Origin of the sequence: Pseudomonas sp. B19125, from assembly GCF_044218855.1 — a bacterium.
Taxonomy (GTDB): Bacteria; Pseudomonadota; Gammaproteobacteria; order Pseudomonadales; family Pseudomonadaceae; genus Aquipseudomonas; species Aquipseudomonas edaphica.
Genome location: NZ_CP162589.1, coordinates 5,255,771 through 5,271,973, shown reverse-complemented (window position 1 = coordinate 5,271,973; position 16,203 = coordinate 5,255,771). Strand labels below are relative to the sequence as shown.

At 61.4% G+C, this 16,203-nt stretch carries 19 protein-coding genes and 1 pseudogene; 10 read left to right on the top strand and 10 right to left on the bottom strand.

From position 1 onward, the window contains the following. Positions 1 to 6: 6 nt before the first annotated feature. From AB4P96_RS23935 to AB4P96_RS23920, 4 genes and pseudogenes are all read left to right on the top strand, one after another. The gene (locus AB4P96_RS23935; RefSeq protein WP_017137350.1) at positions 7 to 558 is read left to right on the top strand and encodes a tetratricopeptide repeat protein; all 552 of its coding nucleotides are present in this window, start codon (positions 7 to 9) and stop codon (positions 556 to 558) included. A gap of 60 nt (positions 559 to 618) precedes the next feature. Then, complete coding sequence (locus tag AB4P96_RS23930) at positions 619 to 1,116, top strand: RNA polymerase sigma factor (RefSeq protein WP_017137351.1); 498 nt, start codon at positions 619 to 621, stop codon at positions 1,114 to 1,116. Then, on the top strand, positions 1,113 to 1,880 hold the full coding sequence (locus AB4P96_RS23925; protein ID WP_176991236.1) for an anti-sigma factor: 768 nt from the start codon (positions 1,113 to 1,115) through the stop codon (positions 1,878 to 1,880). The genes AB4P96_RS23930 and AB4P96_RS23925 overlap by 4 nt, the downstream gene beginning before the upstream one ends. A gap of 20 nt (positions 1,881 to 1,900) precedes the next feature. Then, positions 1,901 to 2,136: pseudogene (locus tag AB4P96_RS23920) on the top strand (histone deacetylase family protein); the annotation flags it as partial. Positions 2,137 to 2,228: 92 nt separating this feature from the next. Here AB4P96_RS23920 and AB4P96_RS23915 read toward each other — a convergent pair. The 3 genes from AB4P96_RS23915 to AB4P96_RS23905 are packed head-to-tail and all read right to left on the bottom strand — an operon-like array spanning position 2,229 to position 3,750. After that, positions 2,229 to 3,107: a hypothetical protein gene (locus tag AB4P96_RS23915; protein WP_017137354.1), complete on the bottom strand. Its 879-nt coding sequence runs from the start codon at positions 3,105 to 3,107 to the stop codon at positions 2,229 to 2,231. 50 nt (positions 3,108 to 3,157) lie between these two features. Then, positions 3,158 to 3,472, bottom strand: a complete 315-nt coding sequence (locus tag AB4P96_RS23910; RefSeq protein ID WP_177032608.1) for a type II toxin-antitoxin system RelE/ParE family toxin — start codon at positions 3,470 to 3,472, stop codon at positions 3,158 to 3,160. Continuing rightward, positions 3,469 to 3,750, bottom strand: a complete 282-nt coding sequence (locus AB4P96_RS23905) for a type II toxin-antitoxin system ParD family antitoxin (RefSeq protein ID WP_176991364.1) — start codon at positions 3,748 to 3,750, stop codon at positions 3,469 to 3,471. Before AB4P96_RS23905 ends, AB4P96_RS23910 begins: the two co-directional genes overlap by 4 nt. Before the next feature lie 345 nt (positions 3,751 to 4,095). On the opposite strand from AB4P96_RS23905, the gene AB4P96_RS23900 reads away from it, so the two are divergent. Continuing rightward, positions 4,096 to 4,998 (top strand): LysR family transcriptional regulator, encoded by a 903-nt coding sequence (locus AB4P96_RS23900; RefSeq protein WP_017137357.1) that lies wholly within the window; start codon positions 4,096 to 4,098, stop codon positions 4,996 to 4,998. Here AB4P96_RS23900 and AB4P96_RS23895 read toward each other — a convergent pair. Further along, positions 4,990 to 5,748, bottom strand: coding sequence for a substrate-binding domain-containing protein (locus tag AB4P96_RS23895; RefSeq protein ID WP_017137358.1), 759 nt, complete (start codon positions 5,746 to 5,748; stop codon positions 4,990 to 4,992). The genes AB4P96_RS23900 and AB4P96_RS23895 overlap by 9 nt on opposite strands. Continuing rightward, entirely contained in the window at positions 5,748 to 7,052 is a 1,305-nt protein-coding gene (locus AB4P96_RS23890; protein WP_017137359.1) for an MFS transporter, read from the bottom strand. Before AB4P96_RS23890 ends, AB4P96_RS23895 begins: the two co-directional genes overlap by 1 nt. Before the next feature lie 191 nt (positions 7,053 to 7,243). Here AB4P96_RS23890 and AB4P96_RS23885 point away from each other — a divergent pair, with 191 nt between their 5' ends. Further along, positions 7,244 to 7,396, top strand: coding sequence for a hypothetical protein (locus tag AB4P96_RS23885; protein ID WP_157786503.1), 153 nt, complete (start codon positions 7,244 to 7,246; stop codon positions 7,394 to 7,396). A gap of 125 nt (positions 7,397 to 7,521) precedes the next feature. Here the strand turns inward: AB4P96_RS23885 and AB4P96_RS23880 are convergent, their stop codons facing one another. Together AB4P96_RS23880 and AB4P96_RS23875 are read right to left on the bottom strand one after the other, a co-directional pair. Beyond that, positions 7,522 to 7,914, bottom strand: a complete 393-nt coding sequence (locus AB4P96_RS23880; protein ID WP_017137361.1) for a VOC family protein — start codon at positions 7,912 to 7,914, stop codon at positions 7,522 to 7,524. Positions 7,915 to 7,945: 31 nt separating this feature from the next. Next, the gene (locus AB4P96_RS23875) at positions 7,946 to 8,125 is read right to left on the bottom strand and encodes a hypothetical protein (RefSeq protein ID WP_017137362.1); all 180 of its coding nucleotides are present in this window, start codon (positions 8,123 to 8,125) and stop codon (positions 7,946 to 7,948) included. 129 nt (positions 8,126 to 8,254) lie between these two features. On the opposite strand from AB4P96_RS23875, the gene AB4P96_RS23870 reads away from it, so the two are divergent. The 3 genes from AB4P96_RS23870 (at position 8,255) to AB4P96_RS23860 (ending at position 10,834) form a co-directional block, all read left to right on the top strand. Next, positions 8,255 to 9,190, top strand: a complete 936-nt coding sequence (locus tag AB4P96_RS23870; RefSeq protein ID WP_017137363.1) for a LysR substrate-binding domain-containing protein — start codon at positions 8,255 to 8,257, stop codon at positions 9,188 to 9,190. Between the two features lie 25 nt (positions 9,191 to 9,215). Then, the gene (locus tag AB4P96_RS23865) at positions 9,216 to 10,403 is read left to right on the top strand and encodes a low temperature requirement protein A (protein WP_395600151.1); all 1,188 of its coding nucleotides are present in this window, start codon (positions 9,216 to 9,218) and stop codon (positions 10,401 to 10,403) included. Between the two features lie 68 nt (positions 10,404 to 10,471). Next, entirely contained in the window at positions 10,472 to 10,834 is a 363-nt protein-coding gene (locus AB4P96_RS23860; RefSeq protein WP_099548650.1) for a 5-carboxymethyl-2-hydroxymuconate Delta-isomerase, read from the top strand. Positions 10,835 to 10,837: 3 nt separating this feature from the next. Here the strand turns inward: AB4P96_RS23860 and AB4P96_RS23855 are convergent, their stop codons facing one another. The 3 genes from AB4P96_RS23855 to AB4P96_RS23845 form a co-directional block, all read right to left on the bottom strand. Continuing rightward, positions 10,838 to 11,773, bottom strand: coding sequence for a LysR family transcriptional regulator (locus tag AB4P96_RS23855; RefSeq protein ID WP_395600150.1), 936 nt, complete (start codon positions 11,771 to 11,773; stop codon positions 10,838 to 10,840). Positions 11,774 to 12,039: 266 nt separating this feature from the next. After that, positions 12,040 to 13,482 carry an aldehyde dehydrogenase family protein gene (locus AB4P96_RS23850; protein WP_395600149.1) on the bottom strand — a complete coding sequence of 481 codons (1,443 nt, stop codon included), beginning with the start codon at positions 13,480 to 13,482 and terminating at the stop codon, positions 12,040 to 12,042. Then, positions 13,479 to 15,104 (bottom strand): 5-guanidino-2-oxopentanoate decarboxylase, encoded by a 1,626-nt coding sequence (locus AB4P96_RS23845; RefSeq protein WP_395600148.1) that lies wholly within the window; start codon positions 15,102 to 15,104, stop codon positions 13,479 to 13,481. The genes AB4P96_RS23850 and AB4P96_RS23845 overlap by 4 nt, the downstream gene beginning before the upstream one ends. 111 nt (positions 15,105 to 15,215) lie before the next feature. Between AB4P96_RS23845 and AB4P96_RS23840 the strand changes: the two genes are divergently transcribed. Continuing rightward, a complete protein-coding gene (locus tag AB4P96_RS23840; protein WP_099548654.1) occupies positions 15,216 to 16,088 on the top strand; it encodes a LysR substrate-binding domain-containing protein in 873 nt (290 codons plus the stop codon). Positions 16,089 to 16,203: the final 115 nt, after the last annotated feature.

Below are 16,203 nucleotides of genomic sequence, written 5' to 3'. Positions count from 1 at the left end.
ACAACCATGAAGGCTCGCCACGAACACCCTGTCACCTACCGCACCGCGCTGGTCTTCGGCGCTTGCCTGGCCGCCGCTTTGCTCGCAGGCCAGGCCCACGCCTCCGGCGATGAGTCGGCCCCGCCCAAGCCCAACTGCCCCAAGGGCCAGGTCTGGGACACCAAGACCGGCAAGTGCGTGCTGCAAACCAGCAAGGCCACCTCCGACGCCGACCGCACCGATTACGCCTACCGCCTGGCCAAGGATGGGCGCTTTGATGAGGCGCTGGCCTTGCTCGACACTCTGCAAAATCCCAACACCGCCAAGGCCCTCAACTATCGCGGCTACGCCACGCGCAAGCTGGGGCGCACCGATGAAGGCATCGGTTATTACCTGAAGTCGGTCGCGCTTGACCCCAACTACGCACAGGTTCGCGAGTACCTGGGCGAGGCCTATGTGATCAAGGGCCGGGTCGACCTGGCGCAAGAGCAACTGGTGAAAATCAAAGCCTTGTGCAGTACCACCTGCGAAGAATACGAAGACCTGGCCGCAGCCATCGCCGCAGCGCCACAGGCTTGAACGCCGTGAACCTGTCCGCAGGAGGCAGCCATCATTCGGGACGCTGAGTTTCGCCGCGAGTTGGGTCAGTTGTTGCCCCGGTTATGGCGATACGGGTGGGTGTTATCGCGACAAAAGCACTTGGCCGAAGATTTGGTGCAGGCCACCTGCGTAAGGGCGTTGGAGCGTGCCGGGCAATTTGTAGCCGGCACGCGCCTGGATCGCTGGTTGCTGGCGATCATGCACTCGATCTGGCTCAACGAACTGCGCTCGCAACGGGTGCGCCAAGGGCAGGGGTTTGTTGATGCCGAGCAGGTGCTGTCGTTTGATGGCGAGCGCCAGGCGCAGGAACAGATACTGGCCGCACAAGTGATCAAGCGCGTTAACGGTTTGCCCGAAGCGCAGCGCGAAACCGTGTTTCTGGCGTATGTCGAAGGGCTTTCATACAAGGAAATTGCCGAAATCCTGCAGATACCTATCGGCACGGTGATGAGCCGGTTGGCGGCCGCCCGCATTAAGCTGGCCGAAGCCGCCTCCCCAACAGCCCGGCAGGATAAAGCCAACGGAGAACGGCGATGAGCCACACTGACACACCGTCCGATGAGCAGTTATCGGCTTATCTGGATGGCGAACTGAGCGCAGACCAACATCAACGGATCGCCGACCAGGCCAGCGCTGACCCGGCGCTTGCCGCACGCCTGGACGCATTGCGCTGCGCTGACTTGCCGTTCAAGGCCGCCTTCGACACGGTGCTGGAACACGCCCCGACTGAACGCCTGCACGCAATGCTCAACGCCTTGCCACCGGCGCCGCCCCAAGCCTGGAGCCGTCGGCGTTTTCTTGCCGTGGCTGCGAGTTTCGCAGTAGCTGGCGTGGCGGCCGATCGCCTGTTCTTGGGGTGGCAACGTACTGAACCCGGCCAAGGCTGGCGGGCCTCGGTGGCCGAATACATGGCCTTGTACACGCCCCAGACCCTGGAAAACCTCAGCCTCGACCCGGCCTCCCACACGGCCCAGTTGACCGCCGTGGGCGCACAACTGGGCGTGTCGTTATCGCCTGAGTCCGTGAGCCTGCCTGGCGCCGAATTCCGACGGGCGCAGATCCTCGACTATGACGGCGTGTTGATCGGTCAACTCACCTACCTCGACCCACGCCACGGGCCTTTGGCACTGTGCATCACCGCCAGTAAAAAGGGCATGCAGCCGTTGGCCAGCGAACAGCGCCGAGGCCTGAACGTGGTGTATTGGGCCAACCCTGCCCACGCTTTCATGCTGATTGGGAAAAACCCGGTTGAGGATTTGCAGCACATGGCCATTGGTGTCGAGAGCCGCTTGCCGGCCTGACCTCAGTGAGTCGTCGTCCGCAGCGCGTCGCCGTGCTCGACACCGACCTGCACCACGGTCAAGGTTTCCAGGAGATTTTCTACGAGCGGGACGACGTGCTGTATGTGTCCATCCACGGCGCCCGTGAAGCCGTGTTCTTCGACAAGCTCGAACTGGCCCTGCGGCGCTGAAGGACTTTTCGGCGGATGCGCTGGGGTTGTCCCTGGGCTTTGAAATTTGCGAGCTGGACCCGCAAAGCAAAGTCGCGGTGACGCGCGTCTGGCGAGAGGTGGTGTCGCGATAGAAGATGTCCTGTTGATTTTATGACAGGTTCGCGAGCATTCAAATTGGCCCGTACTGCAAAATTTTTTAAGGCGACAGCGTGCGAGTCTCAGGCGTCAACTCCAACACCCGATTCCTCCCGCCTTCCGCCAGCAGGTAAGTGCCTCGATTCGTCGGCACAATTGACTGCGGCGCCTTCAGGAACGACAAAATCGTCTGTTGCCGCCCCTGTTTATCAATGAGCAGCAATCTTGCTCGGTGCGTCGAATCTTCATTCACCCACAGCCCGCGCTCATCGCACATCAAGAACGTGGGTTTGTTCAGGCCTGCCAGCACCACCGGATCGCTGCCGTCGTCGGTCAGTTCGCGCACCACGCCTTTTTTCTTTTCGGTGTAGAGCATTCGGCCGTCGGTGCAACGGGTGATGGACTCGCCTTCGTGCAGCTTGTCGCGTATGACAGTCAGCGATTGGTCACTCCAGCGGTAACGCAAAAGTCGCCCGTTGTCTTTGCGGTCTTCGATGGCGTAGAGGTCGTCGCCCTCGACCCACAGGCCTTGCACGTTTTCGCCGCGAAACAGCTCGGTCACCACGCCGTCCTTGAGAAAGCTGACCGGGGCGTCGCCGGTTTCCTGGCTGAATACCCAACCGCCATGGGTGGCGAACATGCCATCGGGCTTGGACAGGCTGCCCACCACCACGTCACGTCGCCCGTCGGGATGGATACGCACGATGCTGCCTTTGGCGTCATTGAGTTCCTGGCTGATCATCAGCGAGCCATCCGGCATGGGCATCAATGACGCGGCTTTGGGCACGTCACTGTGCACGGTTTGCACGCTCCAGCCGGTCGCCGCGCTGACGGGGTAGAAGCTTTGCCAGGCGAAAAAGCCCAGGGTCGCAACAGCCAGCAAGCCGGTCAGGCTTAACACCCAGCGCAAAGGTCGGCGCGGGTTTGGGGTGTCAGTCATTTTTTCTTCCTTGTTTTTGGGCACGCCATCGGTGGGCGTGAGGCCTGCTCTCACCCGTGATTCTGAAATTGAGCGGCGTAATCCTGGCCGCCGTAAAATACGCCCAGGATCGACACGGTTTCAGTCTCGGCGGCCACGCTGAATGCGATGGCGGTGGTGTGCCGGTAATGGGTGATGCGCAAGGCAGGCAGCAGGTCGTTACGGCATTTACCGCGCAATGGAAACACACTGAGGCTGTCGCAGTAGCCGATGATGTTGTCGATAAAACGTGCTGCAGCATCGGGGGCTTCGGTTTTGCTGATGTAGTCTTCAAGGGCGTCCAGTTGGGCTAACGCCTCAGGCGCAAAGGCTACCGTATAGCTCACGGTTTTTCTGTACCGGTTCGCTGGCGTTTGGCTGCCATGTGTTCGCGAACCTGCTCGGTGGAGAGCGCTCGGCCAGGGGCTGCCTCGAGAGCGGCGGCGGCGGAGATCACCTGGTCGCGCAACCAGTCTTCCATGGCGCGATCACGGGCCATCAGCGCCCTGAGGCCGTCGCGTATCACTTCACTTTCGCTCGCATATTCACCGGAGGTGACCTTGGCTTTGACCAGGGCGGCCATCTCGAGTGGCAAGGTAATGCTCATTTGCTGGGTTGAGCGCATGTCGAAGCCTGCGGACAGTGGGTAGGATTCAATCCTACTCGACCACTGGCGTGTTGCAAGGAGCAACTGACCGATGTCGGTGTCCGGCATCTCATCGTCGATCCAAAATAGGTAGGGGTTCTGGCAGGTTTCCATGAGCGTTTCTCTCTCCTGTTGACTAACTCAGGTTGCAAGTATTGACGCTTTTCAGCGATTGCGTGGCGCCACTCAGCCAATAACGCACTGATATGTATGACTTCATATTTGTAGCAGGGTTATTAACGCCAACCGCCCCCGGCACGCATGGCGCCTTACCCCCGGCCATACGATAATGCCCCCCAAATCGACCACACTGGCCCATCCCCCGTGATCATCAACTTCGACCTCAACGACCTCCAAGCCTTCCGCGCCGTGGTAGACAAGGGCAGTTTTCGCGGCGCCGCCGAGGCCATCCGCATCTCACAGCCAGCCCTTAGCCGGCGTATCGAAAAACTTGAATCGGCCCTCGACGTCAAGCTGTTCGAACGCACCACGCGCCGGGTCAGCCTGACCATGGTCGGGCGCGCGTTTCTGCCTCAGGTGGAGCGCATTCTCGACGACCTCGACATCGCCTTGATGGGTATCAGTAACGTCGCCTCCACGCGCATGGGCAACGTGACCATCGCCTGCGTGCCGTCCACCGCGTATTACTTCATGCCCCACGTGATCTCCGAATTTCACAAGCTATACCCGAAGATTCGCCTGCGTGTGCTGGATGCCAGCGCCGGTGAGGTGTGCAATGCGGTGGAAAGCGGTGAGGCGGATTTCGGCGTGAGTTTCAGCGGCAGCCTGGCCGATGAAGTGGAGTTCGAGTTGCTGTTCCAGGAGCGCTATGTGCTGGCCTGCCGCCGTGACCATGAGTTGGCCGAACGCGACAGCGTAAGCTGGGCCGAAGCCTACGAGCACGACTACATCACCGTCGACAAAACGTCGGGCAACCGCTTCCTGCTGGACCAGGCTTTGCGCGGCGTGCGGGTGAAAAAGCCGAGTATCTGCGAGACCCACCACGTGACCACCATGATCGGGCTGGTGGAGGCGGGGCTGGGCGTGGCGATGGTACCGTCGATTGCGATGCCGGCGTGCGAACACCCGATTCTGGTGAGTGTGCCGCTGATCGAGCCGCAGGTGATGCGCCATGTGGGCTTGATAAAACGCCGCGGGCGGACATTGCCGCCAGCGGCGCTGGAGTTGGAGCGGTTGGTGCGCGAGATGCCGTTTCGGTCAGTGTGAAACCGAGTCCAGGCCGGTGGATTGCACCACCGGTTGCGCTTCGGGCGAGGCCAGGAACTGCAGCAACGCCTTGGCCTGGGCCGGGTGTTCGGCGTTGACCGGAATGCCCGCCGCAAAGCGCGTCACCGACTGCACGTCTTCCGGGATCTTGCCCACGTAGGTCACGCCCGGCACCGGCAACAATTCGGCCACTTGCTGCAGGCCCACCTCGTAATCACCCTTGGCGACCACTGACGCCACCGGGATGCGTTCGATCATGCTGCCCTTGGCGGGCATGCCGAGCTTCTTGAACAGCTCCTTCTCGACATACACACCGCTGGCGCTGTCCGAATACGCCACGGACTTGGCCTGGCTCAGCACTGCCTTCAGCTCGGCATCGGTGCCGATCGCAGGTTTGGCTGCGCCGGCTTTGACCACCAGGCCGATGCGCGAATCCGCCAGTTCCACACGGGACGCCGGGTCGACCTTGCCTTGTTTGATCAAGTCATCCAGGGCATAGCCGACCATGATCACCACATCGGCGTGTTCGCCACGGGCCAGGCGGTTGGGGATCGCCTCCGGCGCCTTGCCCATCGACGGGCCGAGGATGGTGTCCAGGGTGTCGCCGCTGTGCTCGGCATATTGCGGGCCGAGCAGTTTATAGGCGGCGGTGAAACCGCCGGAGGTCATCACCTTGAGCTGTTCGGCCTGGGCCGTCAGCGCCAGGGCGCCGAGGGCCAGGGCCGTCAGGGTTTTCAATAGCGTCTTCATTACACCGCCCCCTGCATGACTTGGCCACGCGTGTTGGCACGTCGGTACAGCGCCAGGGTCGAGCACAGCGCGCACAACGCGGCAAACATCATCCAATAGGCCGGCGAGGCTTTGTCGCCAGTGATGTGAATGAACCACGTGGAGATCGCCGGCGTGAAGCCACCGAAGATCGCCGTTGCCAGGCTATAGGCCAGGGAGAAGCCCGCCACACGCACTTCCACCGGCATGATTTCGGTCAGCGCCGGGATCATCGCGCCGTTGTACATGCCGTACAGGAACGAGAACCACAGCAGGGTTTCGAGCATATGCGCAAAGCTTGGCGCACTGACCACGAACGACAGCGCCGGGTAGGCAGTGATCACGGTCAGGGCGGTCATTGCGACCAGCACCGGCTTGCGGCCAAAGCGGTCACTCAGGGTGCCGCCGATCGGCAGCCAGACAAAGTTCGACACGGCCACCAGCAAGGTCACCAGCAGGGCGTCGGAGGTGCTCAGTTGCAGCACGGTCTTGCCGAAGGTCGGCGCGTATACCGTGATCAAGTAGAACGCGGTGGTGGTCATGGCCACCATCAGCATGCCGCCGATTACCACACTCCAGTTTTTCACCAGGGTCGCCAGCACTTCGCGCATGGTCGGACGATGCTTGCGGTTGGCGAACTCTTCGGTTTCCTGCAAGTTGCGGCGCAGCACGAAGATGAACGGGATGATCACGCAGCCGAGGGCGAACGGAATGCGCCAGCCCCAATCGGCAACGACCGAGGGTTCCATCCACACATTCAGGCCGTAGCCCAGTGCGGCGGCCACTACGATGGAGATCTGTTGGCTGCCCGACTGCCAGCTGGTGTAGAAGCCTTTGCGGCCTGGCGTAGCCATTTCAGACAGGTAAACCGACACACCGCCCAGTTCTGCGCCAGCCGAGAAGCCTTGCAGCAGGCGGCCCAGCAGCACCAGCAACGGCGCCCACAGGCCAATGGTCTGGTACCCCGGCACGAGCACGATCAGCAACGTACCGCTGGCCATGATCGACAGGGTCACGATCAAGCCTTTGCGACGACCGACGTCATCGATATAGGCACCCAGGATAATCGCGCCCAGGGGCCGCATCAGGAAGCCTGCACCGAACACGGCGAAGGTCATCATTAATGACGCAAACTCATTAGCGGCGGGGAAGAACGCGGCAGCGATATAGGTGGCGTAGAAGCCGAACAGAAAGAAGTCGAACTGTTCGAGGAAGTTGCCCGAAGTAACGCGGAATACCGCACCAACTTTCGAGCGGGCAGAGTCGGGCCGGGAAGGGCTAGTCATGGTTTTGTGTCTCCAGCGTTCTTTTTAAAGTGCTTGTTTCGCTTAAGACCGCGGATAGTGGCTGACACATTTAGAAATGATAAGTGAGTAATTTGGATGCATTGATGCGTTTTGGCTATCAATCAGCAGGTCCGCCAAAATCTCACTGCTGTTCTATGCTTCAGAAGTGACCAATTTCTTATGGAAGGGAGGTGCGTATGGGTGACGAGCACAAACGTCAGGACGAGCCGGAGCACGAGCAGGCCCGGCGGCAACGCGAAGAAGACAAGCCGCAGACCTGGAAACATCCGGACGACGGCACCGAGCTGTCCGAGCGCGATCAGGAGCGACCGCTCAAGCCGTGAATTCCAAGGCGATGATGATCAAACTGTGGGAGCTGGCTTGCCTGCGATGGCGGCGGGTCAGTCTCTACATCTGTGCCTGACACACCGCTATCGCAGGCCAGCCAGCTCCCACAATGTTTCTGTGTTCAGCCCACTATCGGCGTACACAACTCCACCAGCGTGCCATCCGGGCAGCGCACATAAGACACCACTTGCCCCCAGGGCTTGGTGCTCGGTGGCGACAGCTCCTTCGCACCGTGTAACAGCGCCTTGGCATGGGCGACGAATACATCCTCGGTGACAAACCCCACCTCCATCCCCAGCGGCTTTCGGGAGGCGTGCGCCTCGACGTGCCCGCCGTCGAAGTTCATTTCGCCCAGTTCATGCGCGGCAAACGACAACGTGGTGTCACCCGTTTCCAGCTCGCCATAAGTGCCGGATTCATGCAAAAACCGGCGACTGAACCCAAAGGCTGCTTCAAAGAATGCCAGTGACGCGGCAACGTCGGGCACATAGATAATGGTGTAGGCGAATTTCAAGATAGGCAGTCCTTGCAGAGAAAGTGACAGTTCATGAAGCCAATACTGAGATAGGAAAACCCCACGCCAGCACCCAATAGGCCACTGCCGCGGCCAGGCATAAGCCAATAAACACCCGCGTCAGTGTCCTGACGGTAGGGTTGGCAATGAACCGGACGACCCAGAGGCAGAGCCCGGCCACGACCATGGCCAAGGCAATAATGACCAGCACGATGGCGTTCCTTTGACCTTCAAGCGCTGATTTATAGTCCCAAAGGCGCCGGATGAACAGTGTTCACATAGACGCAGCCCCGCGGGCTTTCTAAACTGCGGCTTGTCTTGGGGAAAGGGGCAGGCGCCGATGAATCGCAATGAATTACGCAAGGCCGACATCAACCTGATGGTGGTCTTCGAAGCACTGATGCTCGAGCGCAATGTGACGCGGGTGGCAGAGAAGCTGTTTCTCGGCCAGCCGACCATCAGTTCGGCGCTCAACCGCTTGCGCACCTTGTTCAACGACCCACTGTTTATTCGCGTCGGTCACCGCATGGAGCCCACCGCGCGGGCCGAGGAGATCATCCAGCACCTGTCGCCGGCCCTGGACTCTTTGTCGTCGGCCTTGAGCCTGACCCACGATTTCGACCCGACCCAAAGCACCATGACCTTCCGCATCGGCCTGTCCGATGACGTCGAGTTCGGCCTGCTGCCGCCGCTGCTGCGGGCCTTGCGCCAGGAAGCACCGTTGGTGGTGTTCGTGGTGCAACACGTCGATTACTGGCGCATCCCCGACCTGCTGGCTTCCGGCGATATCACCGTGGGCATCACCCAGACCCGCGGCCTGCCGGCCAATGCCAAGCGCAAGTTGTTACGGCATATTCGCCCCTGCCTGTTGCGCGCCGACGCCTCGGACACACCGCTGACCCTCGACGAATATTGCGCCCGTCCCCATGTGCTGGTGTCTCACACCGCCAACGTGTCGGGGTTTGCCGACGAGTGGCTGGCCGAGATTGGTCGCAAGCGCCACGTGGTGCTGTCCGTACCCCAGTACAGCGCATTGCCGGCGTTGCTCGCCGGCACCGACATGATCGCCAGCCTGCCGGATTACACCGCCCATGCCATGGCCGCCGGCGGCAACCTGTTTTGCGAGCCGTTCCCGTTCGAAACCCCGACCCTGGACCTGTCCATGGTCTGGCTCAGCCACGTCGACACGGACCCTGCCGAACGCTGGATGCGTTCACGGCTGGAAGCGTTCATGAGTGAACGCGACAGGCTGCCGGTAATCGCGGAAAAATCTTGAGATAAGCCTTCAGGGAGATCCACCGATGACTTCATCCCGTTCTTTGCTGCGTGGGCGCGGCAGTCATGAAAGCGGCAAGGTGGGCATGGTCGAGCTGTTTTTCGACCTGGTGTTCGTGTTCGCCGTGACCCAGTTGTCCCACTCGCTGCTGGCCCACCTGAGCCTCGGCGGCGCGGTGCAGGTGGCGCTGATGATGGTCGCGGTGTGGTGGGTGTGGATCTTCACCTCGTGGATCACCAACTGGCTGGACCCGGAAAAAATCCCTATCCGCATCGGCTTGTTCGGCTTGATGGTCGCCGGCTTGTTGCTGTCTTCATCAATCCCCAAAGCCTTTACCGATCGCGGCCTGTTGTTCGCCGGCGCTTACGTCTTCATGCAGGTGGGCCGCACGCTGTTTGCGTTGTGGGCCGTTCGCGGCGAGTCGCTGAACATGACCCGCAACTTCCAGCGGATCCTGGCGTGGATGCTGTGTTCCGGGGTGTTCTGGCTCACCGGCGGCCTGCTCGAAGGCGAGCAACGCCTGGCTTTCTGGGCGCTGGCGCTGCTGATAGAACTGATATCGCCGTCGGTGTATTTCTGGGTGCCAGGGCTTGGGCGCTCGACCCTGGCGGACTGGAATGTCGAAGGCAACCACATGGCCGAGCGTTGCGGCCTGTTTGTGATTATCGCCCTGGGTGAATCCTTGCTGGTGACCGGCGCCACATTCGCCGAGTTGCCGTGGAGCGTCGTAGGCCTGGGTGCTTTCCTGGTGGCCGTGGTGGGCAGCATTGCGCTGTGGTGGATCTATTTCGACAGCGGCGCCGAGCGCGCCCATCACCGGATTGCCAGCTCCGCCGACCCCGGCCGCCAGGCGCGTATCGCCTACACCTATCTGCATGTGCTGATCGTCGCCGGGATCATCGTCAGCGCGGTGGCCGACGAACTGGTGCTGGTGCATCCAGGGCATGCCAGCCAGGCGGGCGTGCTGGCGATGATTGCCGGGCCGTTTTTGTTTTTGCTCGGCAGTGCGTTGTTCAAGTGGGTGATGAGTGACCGACCGTTGCCACCGCTCTCGCACCTGGGCGGGCTGCTGATGTTGCTGGTGCTGTTGCCGCTGGGGTTGCAGCATATGTTTTCGGCGCTGGCGCTGGGCGCGTTGACCACGGCGGTGTTGGTGATCGTGGCGTTCTGGGAAAATCGTTCGCTGCGGGGGCTGACCGAAGTTTCACATTGAAATCGGTCTGCCTTCGTTCAACTGCATGCTATACGTAGGTTTCTTTTCAAGCCCACTCGGAGCTTTTCATGCCGCACCTGCACCTGGAATACACCGCCAACCTGACCGGCCTTGCCGTCGAGAAAACCCTGCTGCGCCTGAACAACGTGCTGATGGCGTCCGGGCAGTTCGGTTCCGAGTTCGATATCAAGAGCCGCGCAATCAAGGTCGAGAGTTTCCAGGTGGGCACTTCCCTCAGCCCGCGCGGTTTTATTGCGGTAAAGCTCTCGCTGCTCAGCGGGCGCTCACCGCAGGTCAAGCAGCAGTTGTCGGAAAGCTTGTTGGCGGCCCTGCAGGACGCGGCTGAGTGGCCGGCCGATCTGCAGGTTCAACTCAGTGTGCAGTTGATGGACATGGATCGTGATTCCTACAGCAAAGTCGCTATCGGCTAAGGGTTACAACAAGCATTGATCGGCGCACACCTTGACGATCTGCTCGCGAAACCAGGTATTGGCGCTGTCCTGGCCACTGGCTTCATTCCACTGCATGTCCAGGGTAAACCCCGGTAACCCGTTCGGCGCTTCGCAATGGCCGAACACGGTGGCCGGGGCCAGCAGCTTTTGCACGCGACGGGGCAGGGTGACGATAAAGTCGGTGCCACTGATCATCTTCAAGGCGGCGCTGTAGCTGTTGGCACGGGCAATCACCTGGCGCTTGTGAGCCTGGCGTGCCAGCCAGCCGTCGATCATGTTGGTGTCGGAGGTCCAGGGCGCGGGGAACACGTGGCGCCGTTCGACAAACGATTGCAGGCTGAAGGCCGGCTCGCGCGGCGTGGCGCGTTTATCAAACACACACACTAAATCGTCTTCCAGCAGCATCTGGGTCTTGAAGTCTTTGTGGGCACGGTGAAGGTGCGGGCCGAAGCAAATCACCAGGTCGAGACGGCCTTCGCGCAGGTCCTCGGCGGGCAGCTCGGTTTCCAGCTTTTGCACATTGATGATCACCGGCAAGTCGGCTTGGTCGAAGTTCTTCAACAGGCGTGGCAGGATCAGTTGCTCGAAGTATTCCGGGGCACAGACATTGAAGGTCACCGCCTGCTGCGTCGGGTCGAAGGCCTGGCTGCCGGCATGGCACAGGTTGATGCTTTCAAGGATCTTCTGCACGTGTTCGTACATGGTTGTGGCCTTGTACGTCGGGCGCATGCCGGCCCGCGTGTTGATAAACAGCTCATCCTCAAAACTGGTGCGCAGCTTCTTCAGGCTGTAGCTCACGGTTGACTGACTGACGAACAGCGTCTCGGACACCTCGGTAACGCTGCTCTGGTCATAGACGGCGATAAACACCATCAAGTCCTGCATATCAAGCTTTCTGAGCAAGTTACTGTTTAGCATCGGTTTCGTCCGTAAACCCTTTGTACCGAACTCAGTACAAGACTGGCAAAAGCTTAACGGAACGGTCGTACCAATAGAAAGCGCTGTAGGGCGTTTCTATGTTTGGTGTGGGACATAAAATGTTGGCAATACGACGTCAGTGAATATGTCGGCTGTAATGCTTTGGGTTCAAGCGTGTGACGATCAGCACAGTGACCACCAGGCCACAGCAGGTCGAGGGGTTGCGGGCTGAAGATGACTGATCGTTCCCACAGGGGACCGTGGTGTCAGCTAGCGCGAATCACGTGCTTGATCTCCTGAAACGCCGCCAACCCCCACGGCCCCAGTTCGCGGCCGATGCTGCTTTGTTTGTAACCGCCCCACGCCGTCTGCGGGAAGATCACCTGCGGTGCGTTGATCCACACCAGGCCCGCCTGCAAGGCATTGGCCACGTGTTCGGCGGCTTCGGCATTGGCGCTCACCACACTGGCGACCAGGCCGAAATCGCTGTCGTTGGCCAGGGCGATGGCCTCGGCCTCCGTAGCAAAACGTCGTACGCACAGCACCGGACCAAAGATCTCTTCATTCCACAAGGCGCTGTCCAGCGGCACGTCGGTAAACACTGTCGGGCGAATGAAAAAGCCTTTTTCCAGATCAGCCGGGCGAGCGCCGCCGCACAACAAGCGCGCGCCTTGGTCGATACCACGCTGGATATGCCCCAGCACCCGCTGATACTGCGCACGGTTGATCAGCGCGCCCATCTCCACATCCTCGGCAAACGGGTCGGCCACGCGAATCCCTTCAGCCCGCGCCTGCAAACGCTGCAGGAATTCATCCGCCAGGTTGTCGGCTACCAGCACGCGACTGGTGGCCGAACAGATCTGCCCGGCATTGAAAAAACCACCGCCACAGGCCAGCTCCACTGCCAGGTCGAGGTCGGCATCGGCCAGCACCAGCAACGACGATTTGCCACCCAGTTCCAGGCTCACACCCTTGATGGTTTCGGCGGCGCGCTGCATCACCTGCACGCCCACCGCATTGCTGCCGGTAAAGGACATTTTCGCCACGCGACGGTCCGCAGCCAGCGGTGCACCGACCGCCAGCCCCGTGCCACACACCAGGTTAAACACACCCGCCGGGAAGCCTGCTTCGGCAATAATCCGCGCCAATTGCAACTCCGCCAGGGGCGTGACTTCCGACGGCTTAAGCACCACGCAGCAACCGGCCGCTAACGCGGGGGCAAGCTTCCAGGCGGTGGTCACCATCGGGAAGTTCCACGGCACGATCAAACCCACCACGCCACAGGGTTCGCGGCGCAGGCGTGCGCTGAAATCGTCGCTGGGCAATGCCACCTTGCAGTCTTGACCTGCGTCCATTGCGTCGCAGATGCCCGCGTAGTATTCGAAGGTGGCAATCACGTCATCCACATCAATAGCCGCTTCAAACAGCGGCTTGCCGTTGTTGCTCGACTGCAACTGCATCAGTTGTTCACGTTGCTCGCTCACACCTTGGGCGACCTTGCGCAACAGGGCGCCGCGATCACGGCCACTGCTTTTCGACCAGTCGACAAAAGCCGCGCTGGCCGCGTCGACCGCCAGTTCCACTGCTGAGGCATCGCCCACGCTGACATGGGCCAAGGTCGCTTCGGTAGCCGGGTTGATCACCTCCAGCACCGCATGGCCCGCCTGCCATTGGCCGTTGATAAACACACCGTTCAAGACTGCGCTCATACCGCCACCTCCTGCATCCAGAGCCCTTGGTTGATTTCAATCAGTGTCGGCCCCTGGCGATCCGCGGCGGTGCGCAACGCGCTGCGCAAAGGCTCGATGCCCTGGACACTTTCCGCTGCGCAACCCAAGGCCTTGGCTACGGCGATAAAGTCCGGGGTGTAGATGTCCACACCGACCGGCTCGATGGCGCGGTTGAGCATGTATTTCTTGATCTCTTCATAGCCCTGGTTATTCCACAGCAGCACAATCACTGGCACCTGCGCCTCTACCGCGGTGGCCAGTTCCGGCAGGGAAAATTGCAGGCCGCCGTCGCCGATCAGGCACACCACCGGCTGGCCGTCACCTCGGCCCAGCCAGGCACCGACTGCAGCGGGCAGGGCGTAGCCCAAAGTGCCGTAGCCGGTGGAGGAGTTGAACCAGCGGCGTGGGTGGTCAAGGTTCAGGGTCAGGTTGCCGCTGTACACCGGCTGGGTGGAGTCGCCCACCAGCACGGCGTTGGGCAGCGCTTGCAGCACGGTGTTGAGGAACAGGGTTTGTGCGCGGGTGGCAGCGTCCCAGTTGGGCGCCAGTTCGGCCCACAAACGCGCGACTCGTTCAGCGCCCCAATCGCGGTTGCGGGCAGGCAATGGGGTTTTATCCAATTCGGCGAGCAAGGCGTCGGCGGCTATCTGTGCATCGGCTACCAGTGCCACGTGCGGCGGGTAGTTGCGTACAGTCTGGTCGGGGTCGATGTCGATACGCAGCAGTGCGCCGGGGATCTCGAAGCCGCCGGCGAAGGTCACGTCGTAGTCGGTTTCTGCCAGCTCTGTGCCGATGGCCAGCACTACGTCGGCTTCAGCGACCAGCGCACGGGTGGCGACCAGGGTTTGCGTCGAGCCGATCAGCAGCGGGTGGGTCGATGCCAGCATGCCTTTGGCATTGATGGTCAGCGCCACCGGCGCGTCAAGGGTGTTGGCCAGGCGCGTCAGCTCTGGCGCGGCATCGATGGCACCGCCACCGGCCAGGATCAGCGGGCGTTTGGCCGCTGCGAGCAATTGGCTCATCTGCTTGACCGCCGACGGCGACGCACCGGCGCGGGCAACGCTGACCGGCTCGCTGCCCAGCAACGCGTCGGCATTCTCCACCAGCACATCCAGCGGGATTTCGATATGCACCGGGCGTGGTCGCCCCGCCTGGAACAACGCAAACGCCCGCGCCAGCACGCCAGGCAACTCCGCCGCCGACATCAACGTGTGGGAGAACGCCGCCACGCCGGCGATCATCGCGCTCTGGTTCGGCAGCTCATGCAGTTTGCCGCGCCCGCCGCCCAATTGGCTGCGCGACTGCACGCTGGAAATCACCAGCATCGGGATCGAGTCGGCGTAGGCCTGGCCCATGGCAGTGGTGATATTGGTCATGCCCGGGCCGGTGATGATGAAGCACACGCCGGGTTTGCCGCTGGTGCGTGCATACCCGTCGGCCATGAAGCCGGCGCCCTGTTCGTGGCGCGGGGTGACATGGCGGATGCCGGAATGCGCCAGGCCGCGATACAGCTCAACGGTGTGTACGCCGGGAATGCCGAACACCTGGTCCACGCCGTAGCTTTCCAGGAGGTTGACCAATACTTCGCCGCAGGTCGCCATACATGTCGCTCTTGTTATGGATTCGAGGCGCTATTGGAGCGGCTGGCCCGTAGCCGCAACAATCGATAAAAAGTCATACTAGCCATGTCCCCACGTCATGGCTCACGCACGATGAAACGCCTTCCGCCGCTGCCTGCGCTGCACACGTTTTGGGTCACTGCCCAGTGCTGCAACTTCACCCGCGCCGCCGAGCAACTGCACATCACCCAGGGCGCAGTGAGCCGCCAGATTGCCGGCCTGGAAAGCCATTTGGGTTACGCCCTGTTTCAGCGCCAGGCACGGGGCTTGAGCCTGACCGAAGAAGGCCGCGAGTGGTCACTGCGTGCGCAGCAAGTATTCGGCCTGATCGGTGACGCGGTGGAGCAGATCGGCAGCCGCCGCGCGACCCTGCAACTCAAGGCCTCCACCTGCGTGATGCGCTGGCTGCTGCCGCGCCTGTTGCAATGGCAGAAGGAGCGCCCGGATGTGCCGGTGGAACTCACCACCACCGTGGCCTATACCGTGGACTTTCGTCGTGAGCAATTTGATGCGGCGGTGATCTATGCGCCCATCGCCGAGCAGTCGGCTGAGGCACGGCACCTGTTTGATGAGCAACTTACGCCAGTGTGCGCACCGGCGCTGCTCGGCGCTTTGGATACCCCGGCAGACTTGCAGCAACAAGTGCTGCTGCACCCCACGCGGGACGAGCGGGATTGGGCGTTGTGGTTAAAGGCGGCGAATACGCGGTTGAGCAACCTGGCCCAGGGGCATCATTTCGAGACGCTGGACCTGGCCATGACGGTGGCGTCACAAGGCTCAGGTGTGGCGATTGGCGACAGTGCGCTGATTGGTGAGGATGTGAAAGCCGGGCGGCTGGCGACGCCGTTTGAACTGCGGGTGCCGACGGGGATGGGCTATTACCTGGTGTACCCGCCGGGGATCGAGCCGTCGGCTGGGCTGCAAGCGTTGATGGCGTGGCTGGTGAGCGAGGCACACCAGTCTTAACACTGAGTATCCAACTGTGGGAACCGGGTTTGTGTGGGAGCTGGCTTGCCTGCGATGCGGGCAACTCGGTCTATCTGTTAAACCGAGCTGATGCCATCGCAGGCAAGCCAGCTCC